The organism is Flavobacterium xinjiangense (genome assembly GCF_900142885.1).
Classification (GTDB): domain Bacteria; phylum Bacteroidota; class Bacteroidia; order Flavobacteriales; family Flavobacteriaceae; genus Flavobacterium; species Flavobacterium xinjiangense.
On sequence record NZ_FRCL01000003.1, the window covers coordinates 320479 to 335735 of the forward strand.

Here is a 15257-nt window from a genome sequence, read left to right on the forward strand (position 1 = left end):
GTGTAAACGTTATTCCCATTCAATTGTTGCAGGCGGTTTTGAACTAATGTCGTAAACCACTCTATTCACTCCTTTAACCTTATTAATAATGTCATTAGACACTTTCATCAAGAAATCGTAAGGTAAATGAACCCAGTCAGCAGTCATACCATCAGTTGACTCAACAGCGCGAAGTGCAATTACTTTTTCATAGGTACGCTCGTCACCCATAACACCTACACTGTTCACTGGAAGCAAAATAGCTCCGGCTTGCCATACCTTGTCATACAATCCCCAAGATTTTAATCCGTCGATAAAAACTTTATCCACATCTTGCAAAATCTGTACTTTTTCTGGAGTAATATCACCTAAAATTCTAATTGACAATCCAGGACCTGGAAAAGGGTGTCTTCCTAATAATTCTGGATCTATTCCTAATGAAGCTCCTACTCTACGCACTTCATCTTTGAAAAGCATACGTAACGGTTCTACAATTTTTAATTTCATGTAATCAGGTAAACCTCCTACATTATGGTGTGATTTAATAGTAGCTGAAGGTCCTTTTACAGAAACTGACTCAATAACATCAGGATAAATGGTTCCTTGTGCCAACCATTTCACATTTTCTATAAGGTGCGATTCATCATCAAAAACTTCAATAAATACACGTCCTATAATTTTACGTTTGGTTTCCGGATCACTTACGCCGGCTAATTCAGATAAGAAACGATCTCCTGAATCCACTCCTTTTACGTTTAACCCCATCCCTTTATATTGATCTAATACATTTTGGAATTCGTTTTTACGAAGCAAACCGTTATTTACAAAAATACAATATAAGTTTTTTCCAATTGCCTGATGCAATAAAACTGCCGCTACGGTAGAATCTACCCCTCCAGAAAGACCAAGGACCACTTTATCGTCCTGTAATTTTTCCTTTAATTCAGCAACCATTTCTTCAACAAAAGCATTTGGTGTAAAATTTTGAGGAACATCAGCAATTTTTACTAAAAAGTTTTCCAGCATTTTCGCTCCATCTGTCGAGTGAAAAACCTCTGGGTGGTATTGAATAGCGTATGTTGTTTCACCTTCAATTCTATACGCTGCAAATTCTACATCATGTGTACTTGCAATTTTTACTCCATTTGTTGGTAAGGCCTTGATACTATCACTATGGCTCATCCAAACTTGACTATTCTCTGAAACACCTTCAAAGAAGACTTCATTTTCTTTTATAAAAGATAAATTAGCTCTACCGTATTCTCTGGTATTCGAAGCCGCAACTTCACCTCCACTAAAGTGAGATAAGTATTGTGCTCCGTAACATACGGCTAGCAAAGGAAGTTTTCCTCTAATTTGAGATAAATCAGGATGAGGCGCATCTTCTCCTCTAACAGAAAAAGGGCTTCCTCCAAGAATTACGGCTTTATAACTTGATAAATCACTCGGAAAATGATTGTAAGGGAAGATCTCGCAGAATATATTTAATTCGCGAACTCTACGCGCAATAAGCTGTGTATATTGCGATCCGAAATCTAAAATAAGTACGTTGTGTTGCATGCGCAAAAATACTTTTTATATTTTGAATTGAAAAATTGAATTTTAAAAATATTCAATTTATTTTGTTCTTTGGTCATTTATAATTGCTTTTAATCTTATTAACACGACAATATTTAAAAACCAAAAGAGTTATTGTAGCGTATATAGTTATATTTTTGCACCTTAAATATAACAAAAATGAATCTTACACTAATAAAATAATTTAAATGAAAACAAAAACGTACACCCTAATTACCCTAGTAGTCCTATTTTTAGCGTCCTGCAATGTGGTAGATCAACTTTTGACCTTCACCATTTCTAATCAAACTTCTTTCACCATTGCAAGTGGATTTCCTCTTAATACCGCTTCTGAAATAATAACGCCAGATGTTACTACAAATTCAAGTGCTGAATTTCAAAATAATAACACTAATGCTAATTTAGTAAAGGATGCACGATTAAAAGAACTAAAAGTAACCATTACTAACCCCACTGATAAAACATTCAGTTTCTTAAGATCAATCCATTTATACATTTCAACGGATTCAACTGATGAAATAGAACTAGCTTATTTAGATGACATTAATTCTACCACTAACGTGTTAAATCTAACATTAACAGATGCAAAATTAGACAAATACATTAAAGCATCCAGTTATAAAATAAGAACAAAAGCGGTAATTAAAGAAACTCTAACAAAAGACATAACAGTTAAAGCGGATATGAAATTTAGAGTTACGGCTGATCCGTTTTAATAAAAAAAAAGCAAAAGAAAACCCGTTGGAGATTTACGTCCAACGGGTTTTTTTATTCCTAAGATTAGGATATTTTTATTCCTTTACAAGAATAATTGTCGCTTTGAATCCCGTTCCAAGATTCCACTGACTGGAAGAAATCAAAGCTCCCTTGTCATCAAAAACTTGAAATTGAGCGGTATTGGGTCCTGAACTCCCTTGATTCAATGCTTCAAAATCTATTTTATTGAATCCTTTTTCCAAGACTATGTCAAAGCCTTTGTAATCACTGTCCAAATTCACTTGGTATTGAATCACTTTGTCATTCAAATATACCCGAATCTGATCACCATCAACATAAGCTGCATCTCGATAAAGTACCTTGGCAGTCACCGAAGCAGTTTTAAAATCACCTAAATTTTGATTTCTCCTATAAACCGTTCCTTCTTCGTTATCCACCTTTTTATTGAGTTTATCTCTATAAACGTCTCCTGGATTAATAAACTCATTTTTAATAACCATTGAAAAATTGCTAGCAGGCGTCAATAAAGAATTGGGCTTTGGCTTTATAAGATCCGGACTTTTAAAAATATTTGGCGTCGTTATAGGAGGTGAAGCCGATTCCGGTGGAATCACTTTTTTTATCTTTGGAGTTCTATTTATCGGCGCAATCGCCTTAAACTTATTGGAATTAAACTCACTTTGAGTATAGCCATTTAGTGTAATACAAATCATTATAAACAACAAAACCTGTTTCATATACTATCAAAGTTATTTAATCATTTTTTTTTAAATTTTAAAACTACTACTACACCCACCGTAAAAATCCAATATGACATTTAGAGTTGCAGCAAATCAATTTAGAACCTCTAAATTATTCTTTCATCAATAAAATGGTTGCCTTATAACCCAGCCCAATATTCCATTGATTTGATGCAACAACAGTACCTTTGTCATCATAAACCTGAAATTCTGCCGTATTAGGTGCGGCAAAGCCTTCGTTTAATGCTTCAAAATCTATCTTGTTAACACCTTTTTCCAACTTGATTTCAAAGCCTTTAAATTCTCCATTCAAAATAACCTCAGGCTGAATCATCTTATCGTTTAAATATACACGAATCTTATCGCCATCCACATAGGCGGCATCACGATATCTTATCTTGGCTGTAACTGAAGTAGTTTTGAAATTACCTAAATCCTGATTTTTTTTATAAACCTCTCCTGGAATAATAACATCATTTTTGGGAACAATAAAATCATTCTTGGGAATCTCAGCCGGTATATAAGGTTTAATTTCGGGCAAATTTACCTTTGGCGGAGTTACTTCCTTAATTTTCATGCCCTTATTTTTAGGCGTAACCGCTTTAAATTTAGTGCTAAATTCATTCTGCGCATATCCACTCAAAGACATACTAACTATCATTATTAAAAATAGAATCCTCTTCATTGCTTGTATTTTAATTTATTTACTGCTTATATTTTTTTTTAAAAATAAAAAAACTGTCGCTATTAAATCACAAACAGGGTGTAATTTAACTTTCATTTATAACATTCAATTTTCAATTTTATTACATTTAAGAATATTTAATTTCCTAAAATCCCTTAATAAAAATTGAACTTTTTAATTAAAAACCAGCATTTTTTATTTTACTATTTTTTATAAATTGCAAAAAATATACCAAAAATTTGAAATCAATTTTAAAACTTGAAAATCAAGCGCTATTAACCACCTAAATAATTAAAAATGAAAAGAGAAAATATATTGACAGGCTCCCCATGGGAAGATAAAATGGGGTACTGTCGGGCAGTTCGCATTGGAAATATAATTGAAGTCTCCGGGACTGTGGCAATTGTTGACGGTCAATTAATAAAAGCCAATGATGCGCATGCTCAAACACTAAACATACTTACAAGAGTGGAGAAAGTTCTGGAAGACCTAAACGTAGGCATGAAAGATGTCATCCGAACTCGAATATTCACTACTGACATTAACAACTTTGAAGCTGTTGCTACTGCTCACGCTAAATTTTTCAAGGACATAAAACCGACAACTGGTTTTTATGAAATCAGCAAATTAGTAGCACCTGAATATCTGGTAGAAATAGAATTTACAGCGATAGCAACCGAAAAACCATTAATTCAAGAAGGATTGTAATACTTTAGCAAAAAAAAAGCCGAGCCAATTCTAGTTTTGCATCTAATGAATTTAGAAAAAATAAAAAAAATCATATCTCTTTCCTTCAAATGGGTTTCCATTTGCATATTGATAGGATTATTTTCAGGCACCGCTTCCGCATTTTTTTTGGTTGCTTTAGAATGGGTCACACAAATTCGAGAACATAATAATTGGATTATTTGGCTTTTGCCAGTAGGCGGTCTTATTATAGGATTGGGCTATTACTATTTTGGGCAAGAAGTGGTAAAAGGCAATAATCTATTATTAGAAGAATATGAAAATCCTCAAAAAACCATTCCGCTAAAAATGGCGCCTTTAGTACTTCTTGGAACATTGATTACCCATCTTTTTGGAGGTTCTGCAGGCCGTGAAGGAACCGCAGTACAAATGGGAGGAGCCATCGCTGATCAATTCACAAGCCTTTTTAAACTTGATAATTCCGAAAGAAAGATAGTTCTGATTTTAGGAATCAGCGCCGGTTTTGCCTCCATTTTCGGCACTCCTTTGGCTGGAGCCCTATTTGCTTTAGAAGTTTTATATTTCAGTAAAATTAATTTCAAAAGTATTCTCTTATCTTTTGTGGTAGCGTATGCAGCTTATTTTACGGTAGAGCTTTGGAAGGTAAAACACACTCATTACAGCATTCCTGTTGTTCCCGAAATTACTTTCACCAGCTTACTCTGGACAATTCTCGTCAGTTTATTATATGGCTTAGCCGCCATGTTATTTTCTCGAAGCACCCATTTTTGGCAAAATTTATTTTCTAAAACGATACCATTTCCTCCGCTACGTCCTTTTATTGGCGGAATCATTCTTGCATTAACCATCTATTTTATTGGAACTACAAAATACATCGGTCTAGGAATTCCTATGATTGTTCATGCCTTTTCGACTCCAAATGCTTCTTATGATTTTCTAATCAAAATACTATTTACCGGTTTTACACTTGGTGCCGGTTTCAAAGGTGGAGAAGTAACGCCATTATTCTTTGTTGGAGCCACTTTAGGAAGTGCTTTATCAGTAGTTGTTCCGTTGCCTATTGCCCTTTTGGCGGGAATGGGATTTGTCGCCGTTTTTTCGGGAGCAACCCACACCCCTATTGCCTGCACGGTTATGGGAATGGAACTTTTTGGAATAGAAACTGGCATATTTATTGGCATGGCATGTTTAATTGCTTATTTTTCTTCTGGATCTGTGGGGATTTACCAAGCCCAGATTGTAAAAGGCCCTAAATATCTATTTTATCAAAAAATGAAAAGAAAAGATATTGAGATGCTATAATAGGTGAAAATCATGTTAATGATTTCAACTTTACATTAAAAAAATGTAATTTCGCAATCTATGAAAATACAAGACATTCAAGCGATACAGTTGTTATTATCAACTCCAAAAAAAATTGCCATAATCCCACACCGAGGTCCTGATGGTGATGCTATGGGTTCAACTTTAGGGTTGTATCATTTTTTATTAAAAAATAACCACCATCCAGTTGTGGTTTCCCCAAATGAATTTCCTGACTTCTTGGCTTGGATGCCAGGATCAGAAACGGTAAAAATATACGAAAAAGATAAGGAAAACTGCACCAAAATCCTTGAGGAAGCAGAGCTTATTTTTACATTAGATTTTAATGCTTTACACCGTACAGGTGAAATGGAAAACGTTTTGAGCAAGCTAAAAGCGCCGTTCATTATGATTGACCATCATCAAAAACCAGATGATTATGCTGCATTTATGTATTCAGATACTTCATTTGGATCTACTTGCGAAATGTTATACAACTTCATTTGTCTTCTTGGTAAAAAAGCAGATATCGACAAAACTATTGGGACTTGTATTTACACCGGAATTCTTACTGATTCAGGCTCTTTTCGTTTTCCAAAAACAACTGGAACGACGCATCGAATTATTGCCGAATTAATTGATTTAGGTGTTGAAAACACGGAGATTCCAACTTTACTTTTTGACAACAGCTCGTACGGGCGTTTGCAATTGCTAGGTAGAGCTCTTCAAAACATGAAAGTGATTCCAGAGCATAAAACAGCTTATACAACATTGACACAAGACGAATTAAACTCTTTTGATTATGTAAAAGGTGATACAGAAGGAATTGTAAATTACGGATTAAGCATCAAGGGAATTAACTTTACCGCGATTTTTATTGAAAACAGAGAAGAAAAAATAATCAAAATTTCATTTCGTTCGCAAGGTGATTTTGATGTCAATCAATTCGCAAGAGATTATTTCCATGGTGGCGGTCATCGCAATGCTGCCGGTGGAAAATCAGAACTTTCCATGGAGGAAACGGTAAATAAATTTGAAGATTTAGTACAAAAACTAACCCTGTAATAAATTATGAAAAATAACCATGCACTTGCAATTGTATTATTCTTGACACTATTAGTTTCCAGTTGCAAACAACATCAGGAGGCCAGAAGGCCTATTTCACAGGCTTCGGGAAGTTTCATGAAGAAGTCGATAGAGCGAAATAAAAAATTAATTTCAGGCGAAGAAGCACAAATTGATGCTGTAATCAGAAGAAATTCAAACGTGAAATTTATTGCTTCCACAAAAGGATATTGGTATTCTTACATCACAAAAAACACACTGGATACTCTTACTCCTAAAAAAGGAGACGTTGCATTCTTTGATTATGAGATAAAAGATCTAAAAGGAAATGTCATTTATTCTGAAATAGAATTGAGACCTCAAATATATTATGTTGACAAACAAAATATTATGATGGGATTGAGAGATGGGATAAAATTAATGCATAAAAAAGAAAAAGTAAATTTCCTTTTCAATTCACACATGGGCTTTGGTTATCATGGTGACAACAAGAAAATTGGCACAAACCAGCCTTTGCTTTGTATAGTGACCTTGCGTGATTTTATCCCGGAAGCAGTCTATAGAAAACAGAATGAAATTAAAACAACTGCTCCTGCTCCTGCCGCAAAACCAGAAGTCATAACAGAAACCACACCAAAAGATACTGTAACACAATAAAAAAAATAAATATAAACTTCATATGAAAAAAAGCATCCTTCTCGTATTTCTCGTAATTGCCTCATTTTATTCTTGTAAAGAAGAGCATAACAATCTTCCTGACGGTTTGTATGCCAAAATTGAAACCAACAAAGGGGATATTATTGTACAATTAGATTTTGAAAAAGCACCAATCACTGTTGCTAATTTTGTGACGTTGGCTGAAGGAAAAAATGTATTTGTTACCAATGAAAATCTTAAAAACAGACCGTTTTTTGACGGATTAAAATTTCACAGAGTCATTAAAGATTTTATGATTCAAGGCGGTGATCCATTAGGAACGGGATCTGGAGATACGGGATATAAATTTAAAGATGAATTTTCTGATTTGAGATTTGACAAAGAAGGTGTTTTGGCAATGGCCAATAATGGTCCAACGACAAACAGCAGTCAGTTTTTCATAACGCACGTAGCAACTCCATGGCTAGACGGAAAACATACTATTTTTGGCCATGTTGTAGATAAAGGAATGGCGGTAGTCAATAAAATCGAACAAGACGACTACATGAACAAAGTGACCATTATAAGAAATGGTGAAGCGGCAAAAAAGTTTGATGCAGTAAAAACATTTCATGATTACTTTGCGGTAGAATCAGAGAACCAGAAGAAAAAACTAGCAATTGATACTGAAAACAAAAGAGTATATGACGAAAAATACAAAGAGGTGCGTGAGCAAAAAATTGCTTATTTCGCTGGCTTAAAAGCGAAAGCAACGATAACTCCTACGGGCTTAAAATACGTTATCATTAAAAAAGGTGGTGGCAAAAAACCGGCTAATGGCGCTAACGTATTTATTCACTATGCCGGTTTTCTGGAAGATGGAGAATTATTTGATGCCAGCGTTGCTGATGTAGCCAAAACTTTTGGGAAATACGATGAAAATAGAGCGGCTCAAAACGGATACCAACCAATCCCTTTTCAAGCAGGGAAAAAAGATGGCATGATTCCTGGTTTCATAGAAGGATTAGAGAAATTATCTTTTGGCGATAAAGCAGTGATTTTTATTCCTTCGAGATTAGGCTATGGCGCAGCAGGTGCTGGAGGAGTTATTCCTCCAAATGCCAATATAATTTTCGAAATTGAATTATTAGAAGCCATGCCCCAATAATATTTTATAACAAGTAAAAAATTTGTCCGACTTAAATTATTAGAAAAATGAAATCTAAAATTCTATTTTTATTGTTTTTGGGAGTACTCAATATGCAAGCCCAAGTTAAAAAGAAACCCGTTACAGCTAAAAAACCAGTAACTGCAGTTAAGGTTACTCCAAAAGTTCCTGCATCAACCGAAGGGATTTTTGCAACAATTTCAACTACTAAAGGAGATATTACCGTTCAACTGGAATACGTAAAAACACCAGTTACTGTCGCTAACTTTATTGCCCTTTCTGAGGGAACAAGTACTTGTGTCGTGGACGACAAACTAAAGGCAAAACCTTTTTTTGACGGTTTAAAATTTCACAGAGTGATCAAGGATTTTATGATTCAGGGTGGTGATCCATCAGGAACTGGATCTGGTGGGCCAGGTTATGCATTCAAAGACGAATTTACAGATTTAAAATTTGACAAAGGTGGGATTTTGGCCATGGCTAATTCAGGACCAACAACTAATGGTAGTCAATTTTTTATTACCCATAAAGAAACACCTTGGTTAAACGGGAAGCACACTATTTTTGGTCATGTTACCCAAGGAATGAACGTTGTAAACTTAATTGCTCAAGATGACATCATCACTAAGATTACAATCACCAGAAAAGGTGCTTTGGCTAAAAATTTTAATGCCCCAAAAGTATTCGCTGACTACTTTGCTAACAAAAATGAAGATGCTAAAAAGCAAGCTTTGATTGATGCCGAAAATCAAAAAAAACAAGCTGCACTTCAGGCAGAAAGCAAAAAAGCGTATGCACAACAATATGCTCCCGTTATTGCTGCAAAAGTAGCTTACCTAGCCACTACAAAAGCTACAGCCGTTACTACAACTTCTGGCTTAGCGTATAAAATAGTTCAAAAAGGTAAAGGGATAAAACCTGTTGATGGTTCTACTTTCTACTTTCATTATGCAGGATATTTTGAAGACGGAACTTTATTTGACAGCAGTTATGAAGACGTTTCTAAAGCCTACGGAAAATACGATGCTAACAGAGCCGCTCAAAACGGATACCAGGCTTTTCCTTTTGAAGCAGGTAAAAAAGAAGGTATGATTCCAGGATTTATGGAAGCACTGGCATTAATGTCTTATGGAGATAAAGCAGTAATTTTTATCCCATCAAAACTAGCATATGGAGAAAGAGGTGCCGGAGGAGTAATTCCACCAAACACCAATCTTGTTTTTGAGTTGGAAATGTTTGAAAAACAACCAGCAGCAAAACAGTAGAGATAAAAGTATTAAATAAACAAACCCGTCTCGTTCCTAAAAACGAGACGGGTTTAATATTTCAATCTATTTCGAGGAACCCGATTTAGTCAAAAATTCAGCACACACATTGGACAATTAAACTGATAAACACTGATAAAAAACATTTTAAAAATCCGTTTTTTTTCTGTAGCATCCGTGTCGTCCGCGTGCTATAAGCCTTAAATCAAAACTATTACTTCTTCCCGAATTTCCAGTCAAACTCATCCTTTTGATTGATAATCGCACCAATCTCAAATTTGACCACTTCATCAAATTCCGTTTGAAAGATAATCCAGTTCTCTTCGTTAAAATAATTTTCAAAAGTGTCAAATTCTTCTTGCGTGAATTTAATCAGTCCTTTTGGAGCCAATTCTTTTTTGACATCAGTGATTTTTTTATTGATAATCGTAGTTCCAAATAATTCCAAATCTGGACTGGAAGCTACGATATATCCTAATTTCAAATCTTCTTCAACATAGAACGTCAAACGCATTTTCAACGCATTATATGCGAAAATCACATTGTTGTCTTCATCTTTATAATTCCGGTCCGGCTTACCGTAAATAGCGGTAACATCATTCTGTTTCATTCCGAAAAGGAGCTTATCGATTCCGTTTTTTAAGTTGATTTTCATATTCTTTAATTTTGTCGCAAAGTTCGCAAAGTTTTTCGCAAAGTGCACTACCTTTTTTGTTTAAAATTACTTCGAATACCAACACCAATCAACTTCCGAATCTTTATAATTTGGGCATGACCTTGTTGCAGAAAATAAGATTCCCAAACGCTATTTTTTTCAGCAACAAGGTCGGGCTATTCGTTACAATCTTTTATGCCGCTTCGCTTCATAAAAGGATTTCCGCTGCTATCCCTCATGCAAGAAATGGAAACGAGCACCAAAACAGTCTACTTATAAATTCAAAAAGCACTCAGATAATAAATACCCTTTAGAAAATTTGTAAGAAAATTTTAATACATTTGAAAAACATAAAGCGAAACAAACTTTCGCCAATCTACCCAAAATTGGCTGTATATACGAAGGATTGTTTCGCCTATATACAAGTTAGTGGCAAGCGGCCAAAAAAACTAAAAATTGATGACAAAAGAATTTCAAGTAACAAACTCAACACTTTCAGCTAACAAAATTGGAGAATTATTACAGCATAAATATGGTTTAAGCGAAAATACTGAATGTAAACTTTTCAGAACTGGAATGAACCACGTTTATATGGTTTCTGATGATAATGTGAAATATGTATTTCGTGTCTATACTTTTGATTGGAGAACGAAAATTGAAATAGCTGAAGAATTAAGGCTTTTAACACACTTAAAAGAAAATAAAACTAATGTTTCATTCCCGATAACTGATAACTTAAAAGAATGTATTCAAGAATTAAATGCTCCTGAAGGAAAAAGGTTTGGCGTATTATTTTCGTTTGCAGATGGCGAAAAATCAGCAAGATTTACAGCAGAAACAAGTTTTTTTATTGGACAAGCATTAGCAAAAGTTCACAAATCAGCAGAAAATTTTGCATTAAACAGAATAACATACAATAATAGAACTTTACTTATAGATTCCGTTAAACGAACACGAGAATTCTTTAAAAAAGAAACTGATGAAACAAAATTTATAGAAAGATTAGCTAATTATCTTCAAATTGAATTTGATAATGTAGAAAATGAACAAATTAGATTTGGAGCAGTTCATCTCGACGTATGGTTTGATAATATGCATTTTAATGAAGAAAATAAAGTAACGCTTTTTGATTTTGATTTCTGTGGCAATGGATGGTTATGTTTAGATATTTCATACTTTTTATTTCAATTATTCATAACAAACCTAGACGAGAATGATTACAAAGTAAAAGCAGAAAGTTTTCTGAAAGGATACGAAACTATATCTGAAATTAGTAAAGAAGAAAAACGCATTTTACCTATTGTTTGTCTTGCAATTATGACATATTACATAAGTATGCAATGTGATAGATATGACTATTGGACAAACCTTTTTTTAAATGAAGACCATTTGAAAAGATTTGTCGGTAATTTGAAACGATGGATTGCATATAATGAAATCGAAGTAAAATAAAGCCAGCCACTAACAGCTACTACAACGGATTTGGGCAATTGGCTTAATGGGAAGTTGCTTTTGTATTTGGGATGATTTGGCAAATCCGAGAATAAGGCTTAATTTAACCCCAAACCCGCTGCAGTACCAGAACGTTGGCATTCATTTTAAGAACGGAACTATGAAGAATAAATTTTTAAAATTAGACAATCCTTGTAGTGAAAAATGGGAAAATATGAAACCCAAAGACAAAGGAAACTATTGCGATTTGTGTTCTAAAAAAGTAATGGACTTTACAAATCTAAGTCAGGTTGAAATTTCTGAAATAATAAACAAATCAGGAAATAAAATATGTGCAAGATTGACACATACCCAATTAAATTCGCCATTATTAAATTTAGACCGCAAATTAGAGTTTACTATTCCTACATCTAATGTTGCTGCAGGATTAATGTTTGTATCAGTATTAACAACTGGACAAACTTTACACGCTGAAAATCAAAATATGAAGACTGAATTTATTCAAAGTTCGGATTCAACATTAAATTCAGAAAAAGAAAAGTCGAATTCAAAACCTAATGAACCAAAATTATATGATTTAACTATTTTCAAAGGGAGAGTAACTTCTAATGATTTAGGAAAACCTGTGGAAAACACAAAAATAACGATTGTAACATCTGAAAAATTATTCAGTACTTATACTTTAAAAGATGGTACATTTTCAATAGAAATACCAACAAATTTAATTGATAACGATAATGTTATTAGAGTTTCATATTTTAATGTTACGGAGAAAAGAGACAAAGATATATTCTTTAGATATGAAACAATGGATTATGTGCTGACAAAAAAGGAATTTACATCCGAATATTTAATAAAAGCTGAACCTGAAGTAATTTATCTTGGGGGAATTGGTGCTTACATTGAAAAAAGAGAACCGATTGTATTAAATAATGGTATAGAAATTAAATATCGTGAATTTGTCAAGGCTAAATTAGGTAAAAAGAGCAGTTGTAATCTTGAAAATAAAGATTATCTGTATTTTGAATCAAAGTTTGCTATTGCTATCTATGGAAATAAAGCAAAAGAAGGCCTCTATATTTTAACTGACAAAACAGAAAAATAAAAACGAAATGCCAACAGCTGTTTTGAGCTAGCTGGAGTTTAGTGGAATTACCGTTCCGCATCACAGGCTGGCAAACGTCCCGCTCGTACCCTAAAAAATTTAGAACTTTTTTTTTTAATTACAAATACTCATCCAAAAGCCAACATAAGTTTGCTTAACCCAAATAAAGAACAAATGAAGAATTTAGATTTCCAAGAAATCAAAGAAAGGGCGTTAAAAATCAGAGATCAATACCATCAACTGGAGAAAACCCACCACGGCAGTAAATGGACTGTAGAAGAAGATCCTTTGGCTTTTCTTACTGATGCGGGATTGGTAGGACGTCACACCATGTCACAACAAGGTCGTTGGCCAAAAGGAAATACAAACCCTGAACTGCAGCATAAATTAGGTGAGTGTTTTTGGTGGCTGACAGTACTTGCTAACCGAATGGACATAGACATTAATGAATCAATTGAATCTTTTTTGACAAAAACTAAAAAATTATTAGCGGAATAAAAATTATAAAAAAAAATCAATCACTTAAACCAACAATCATCATGAAACAACGTTCAAAAGATTTTGCAGTAAAGACAATCCTAATTGCTTTATTCATTCAACTCGCGACAGTAGCCGTCTCCATTGGGCAAACCAAAACGGAGCAAATTGATAAATTGATGAATCTATACTCGGACTACGGGCAATTTAACGGTTCTATCCTTGTCGCTGACGCTGGTAAAGTCATTTATAAAAAGGGATTTGGAATGGCAAACATGGAATGGAATATTCCGAATCAACCAGATACCAAACACCGGTTGGGTTCCGTTACCAAACAATTTACTTCCATGTTGATCCTTCAATTAGTCGAGCAGGGAAAATTAAAGTTGGATGCTCCTATCGCAACATATCTTCCTGATTATCCTAAAGCATCAGGTGATAGAATTACTATTCATCATTTGCTGACACACACATCAGGAATTCCAAATTATACTTCGTTTCCTAATTTTGTAAAAGAATTAAGCATCAATCCTTACAGTCCTGAAGCATTTGTAAAAAAATTCGCTGACTTACCGCTGGAATTTACCCCTGGCGAAAAATTTGCCTACAGCAATTCCGGTTATTTTTTATTGGGGTACATCATAGAGAAGGCTTCCGGCAAAACTTACGAGCAGTTTTTACAAGACAATATTCTTACGCCTCTTAAAATGACTAATACTGGATTCGATCACCATGAAACTATTCTGAAAAACAGAGCTTCTGGTTATGAGAAAAATGGTAAAAATTATCTTAATGCCAGTTATCTTGATTTATCTATCCCCTACGCTGCGGGTTCTTTGTATTCAACCGTAAATGATTTGTATTTGTGGGACCAAGCACTTTACACAGAACAATTACTTTCGAAAAAAAATAAAGATTTATTGTTTAATTCCTACATACCAGCAGGACCTGGACATTATGGTTACGGATGGTTTATCAATAAGGCTTTTAATGGAGAAAAGAATGACAGCTTAACGGTTGTTGAACATGGCGGTGGAATAAATGGATTCAACACTTTGGTTTCCCGAATTCCGTCTGATAAAAATTTAGTTGTTTTGTTAAATAACAGCGGAGGTGCAAAATTAAACGAGATGAACACTGCTATTAGAAATATCCTTTACAATAAACCGTACAATATGCCTAAGAAATCATTGGCCATTGCTTTCGTAGACGTTATTCTGGAAAAAGGAATCGCAGCAGGACTGACCTATTTTAAAGAAAATAAAAATTCAAATACCTACGCTATCAACGAAAATGAAATGAACAGCGCCGGATATCAATTATTACAAACCGGAAAAATAAAAGAAGCAATAGAAGTTTTCAAACTAAATGTGGAAGCTTTTCCGCAATCAGGAAATGCTTACGATAGTTTGGGCGAAGCCTATTTGAAAAATGGAGATAAAAAACTTGCGATTATAAATTATAAAAAATCCGTGGAGCTGGATCCTAACAATGCAAATGGAAAAAAAGTATTGGATGAAATTTCAAAACCATAAATTATTAATCTTTTTTAAAAATCAGAAAAACTGCAATTTTCATTGCAGTTTTTTTATAATCAAACTTCGACTTTATTGTTTTCAATTACATATAGGTATTATCGTATTTTGTTAAAATTACCTGAAATTATAAGCAATTATTATTTTCTTACCTCCTTTTTTTTGTATTTTCGATTTTCTGAAAAATTAT

Annotated in this window: 15 protein-coding genes; 11 read left to right on the forward strand and 4 right to left on the reverse strand. The window is 33.9% G+C overall.

Annotated features, from left to right (window positions below):
• Positions 1-9: 9 nt before the first annotated feature.
• Positions 10-1539, reverse strand: a complete 1530-nt coding sequence (gene guaA / locus BUC23_RS05370) for a glutamine-hydrolyzing GMP synthase (RefSeq protein ID WP_073206604.1) — start codon at positions 1537-1539, stop codon at positions 10-12.
• Positions 1540-1745: 206 nt separating this feature from the next.
• Here guaA and BUC23_RS05375 point away from each other — a divergent pair, with 206 nt between their 5' ends.
• On the forward strand, positions 1746-2273 hold the full coding sequence (locus tag BUC23_RS05375; protein WP_073206607.1) for a hypothetical protein: 528 nt from the start codon (positions 1746-1748) through the stop codon (positions 2271-2273).
• A 75-nt stretch (positions 2274-2348) separates the two neighbouring features.
• Here BUC23_RS05375 and BUC23_RS05380 read toward each other — a convergent pair whose 3' ends face one another.
• Entirely contained in the window at positions 2349-3011 is a 663-nt protein-coding gene (locus BUC23_RS05380) for a hypothetical protein (RefSeq protein WP_073206610.1), read from the reverse strand.
• 115 nt (positions 3012-3126) lie between these two features.
• Positions 3127-3699, reverse strand: coding sequence for a hypothetical protein (locus BUC23_RS05385; protein ID WP_073206613.1), 573 nt, complete (start codon positions 3697-3699; stop codon positions 3127-3129).
• Positions 3700-3996: 297 nt separating this feature from the next.
• On the opposite strand from BUC23_RS05385, the gene BUC23_RS05390 reads away from it, so the two are divergent.
• Genes BUC23_RS05390 through BUC23_RS05415 form a run of 6 tightly spaced genes read left to right on the forward strand, consistent with a single transcriptional unit; the run spans position 3997 to position 9843 of the window.
• Positions 3997-4407, forward strand: coding sequence for a RidA family protein (locus tag BUC23_RS05390; RefSeq protein WP_073206616.1), 411 nt, complete (start codon positions 3997-3999; stop codon positions 4405-4407).
• A gap of 45 nt (positions 4408-4452) precedes the next feature.
• Positions 4453-5709: a voltage-gated chloride channel family protein gene (locus BUC23_RS05395; RefSeq protein ID WP_073206618.1), complete on the forward strand. Its 1257-nt coding sequence runs from the start codon at positions 4453-4455 to the stop codon at positions 5707-5709.
• Between the two features lie 60 nt (positions 5710-5769).
• A complete protein-coding gene (locus BUC23_RS05400; protein WP_073206621.1) occupies positions 5770-6774 on the forward strand; it encodes a DHH family phosphoesterase in 1005 nt (334 codons plus the stop codon).
• Positions 6775-6780: 6 nt separating this feature from the next.
• The gene (gene gldI, locus BUC23_RS05405; RefSeq protein WP_073206624.1) at positions 6781-7431 is read left to right on the forward strand and encodes a gliding motility-associated peptidyl-prolyl isomerase GldI; all 651 of its coding nucleotides are present in this window, start codon (positions 6781-6783) and stop codon (positions 7429-7431) included.
• Between the two features lie 22 nt (positions 7432-7453).
• Complete coding sequence (locus BUC23_RS05410; RefSeq protein ID WP_073206627.1) at positions 7454-8578, forward strand: peptidylprolyl isomerase; 1125 nt, start codon at positions 7454-7456, stop codon at positions 8576-8578.
• Positions 8579-8625: 47 nt separating this feature from the next.
• Complete coding sequence (locus BUC23_RS05415; protein WP_073206630.1) at positions 8626-9843, forward strand: peptidylprolyl isomerase; 1218 nt, start codon at positions 8626-8628, stop codon at positions 9841-9843.
• A gap of 214 nt (positions 9844-10057) precedes the next feature.
• Here BUC23_RS05415 and BUC23_RS05420 read toward each other — a convergent pair whose 3' ends face one another.
• A complete protein-coding gene (locus tag BUC23_RS05420; RefSeq protein WP_073206631.1) occupies positions 10058-10498 on the reverse strand; it encodes a hypothetical protein in 441 nt (146 codons plus the stop codon).
• Between the two features lie 459 nt (positions 10499-10957).
• Between BUC23_RS05420 and BUC23_RS05430 the strand changes: the two genes are divergently transcribed.
• The 4 genes from BUC23_RS05430 to BUC23_RS05445 all read left to right on the forward strand — a co-directional run bounded on the left by BUC23_RS05430 (position 10958) and on the right by BUC23_RS05445 (position 15067).
• Entirely contained in the window at positions 10958-11950 is a 993-nt protein-coding gene (locus tag BUC23_RS05430; RefSeq protein WP_073206637.1) for a phosphotransferase, read from the forward strand.
• A gap of 160 nt (positions 11951-12110) precedes the next feature.
• The gene (locus BUC23_RS05435) at positions 12111-13055 is read left to right on the forward strand and encodes a hypothetical protein (RefSeq protein ID WP_139259771.1); all 945 of its coding nucleotides are present in this window, start codon (positions 12111-12113) and stop codon (positions 13053-13055) included.
• Between the two features lie 174 nt (positions 13056-13229).
• Positions 13230-13553, forward strand: a complete 324-nt coding sequence (locus tag BUC23_RS05440) for a MazG-like protein (protein WP_073206642.1) — start codon at positions 13230-13232, stop codon at positions 13551-13553.
• Between the two features lie 41 nt (positions 13554-13594).
• Entirely contained in the window at positions 13595-15067 is a 1473-nt protein-coding gene (locus BUC23_RS05445) for a serine hydrolase (protein ID WP_073206645.1), read from the forward strand.
• Positions 15068-15257: the final 190 nt, after the last annotated feature.

Bases quoted from the DNA above. Each gene is read 5' to 3' on its own strand.
- guaA (WP_073206604.1), bottom strand. From the start codon at position 1,539: ATGCAACACAACGTACTTATTTTAGATTTCGGATCGCAATATACACAG.
- BUC23_RS05375 (WP_073206607.1), top strand. From the start codon at position 1,746: ATGAAAACAAAAACGTACACCCTAATTACCCTAGTAGTCCTATTTTTA.
- BUC23_RS05380 (WP_073206610.1), bottom strand. From the start codon at position 3,011: ATGAAACAGGTTTTGTTGTTTATAATGATTTGTATTACACTAAATGGC.
- BUC23_RS05385 (WP_073206613.1), bottom strand. From the start codon at position 3,699: ATGAAGAGGATTCTATTTTTAATAATGATAGTTAGTATGTCTTTGAGT.
- BUC23_RS05390 (WP_073206616.1), top strand. From the start codon at position 3,997: ATGAAAAGAGAAAATATATTGACAGGCTCCCCATGGGAAGATAAAATG.
- BUC23_RS05395 (WP_073206618.1), top strand. From the start codon at position 4,453: ATGAATTTAGAAAAAATAAAAAAAATCATATCTCTTTCCTTCAAATGG.
- BUC23_RS05400 (WP_073206621.1), top strand. From the start codon at position 5,770: ATGAAAATACAAGACATTCAAGCGATACAGTTGTTATTATCAACTCCA.
- gldI (WP_073206624.1), top strand. From the start codon at position 6,781: ATGAAAAATAACCATGCACTTGCAATTGTATTATTCTTGACACTATTA.
- BUC23_RS05410 (WP_073206627.1), top strand. From the start codon at position 7,454: ATGAAAAAAAGCATCCTTCTCGTATTTCTCGTAATTGCCTCATTTTAT.
- BUC23_RS05415 (WP_073206630.1), top strand. From the start codon at position 8,626: ATGAAATCTAAAATTCTATTTTTATTGTTTTTGGGAGTACTCAATATG.
- BUC23_RS05420 (WP_073206631.1), bottom strand. From the start codon at position 10,498: ATGAAAATCAACTTAAAAAACGGAATCGATAAGCTCCTTTTCGGAATG.
- BUC23_RS05430 (WP_073206637.1), top strand. From the start codon at position 10,958: ATGACAAAAGAATTTCAAGTAACAAACTCAACACTTTCAGCTAACAAA.
- BUC23_RS05435 (WP_139259771.1), top strand. From the start codon at position 12,111: ATGAAGAATAAATTTTTAAAATTAGACAATCCTTGTAGTGAAAAATGG.
- BUC23_RS05440 (WP_073206642.1), top strand. From the start codon at position 13,230: ATGAAGAATTTAGATTTCCAAGAAATCAAAGAAAGGGCGTTAAAAATC.
- BUC23_RS05445 (WP_073206645.1), top strand. From the start codon at position 13,595: ATGAAACAACGTTCAAAAGATTTTGCAGTAAAGACAATCCTAATTGCT.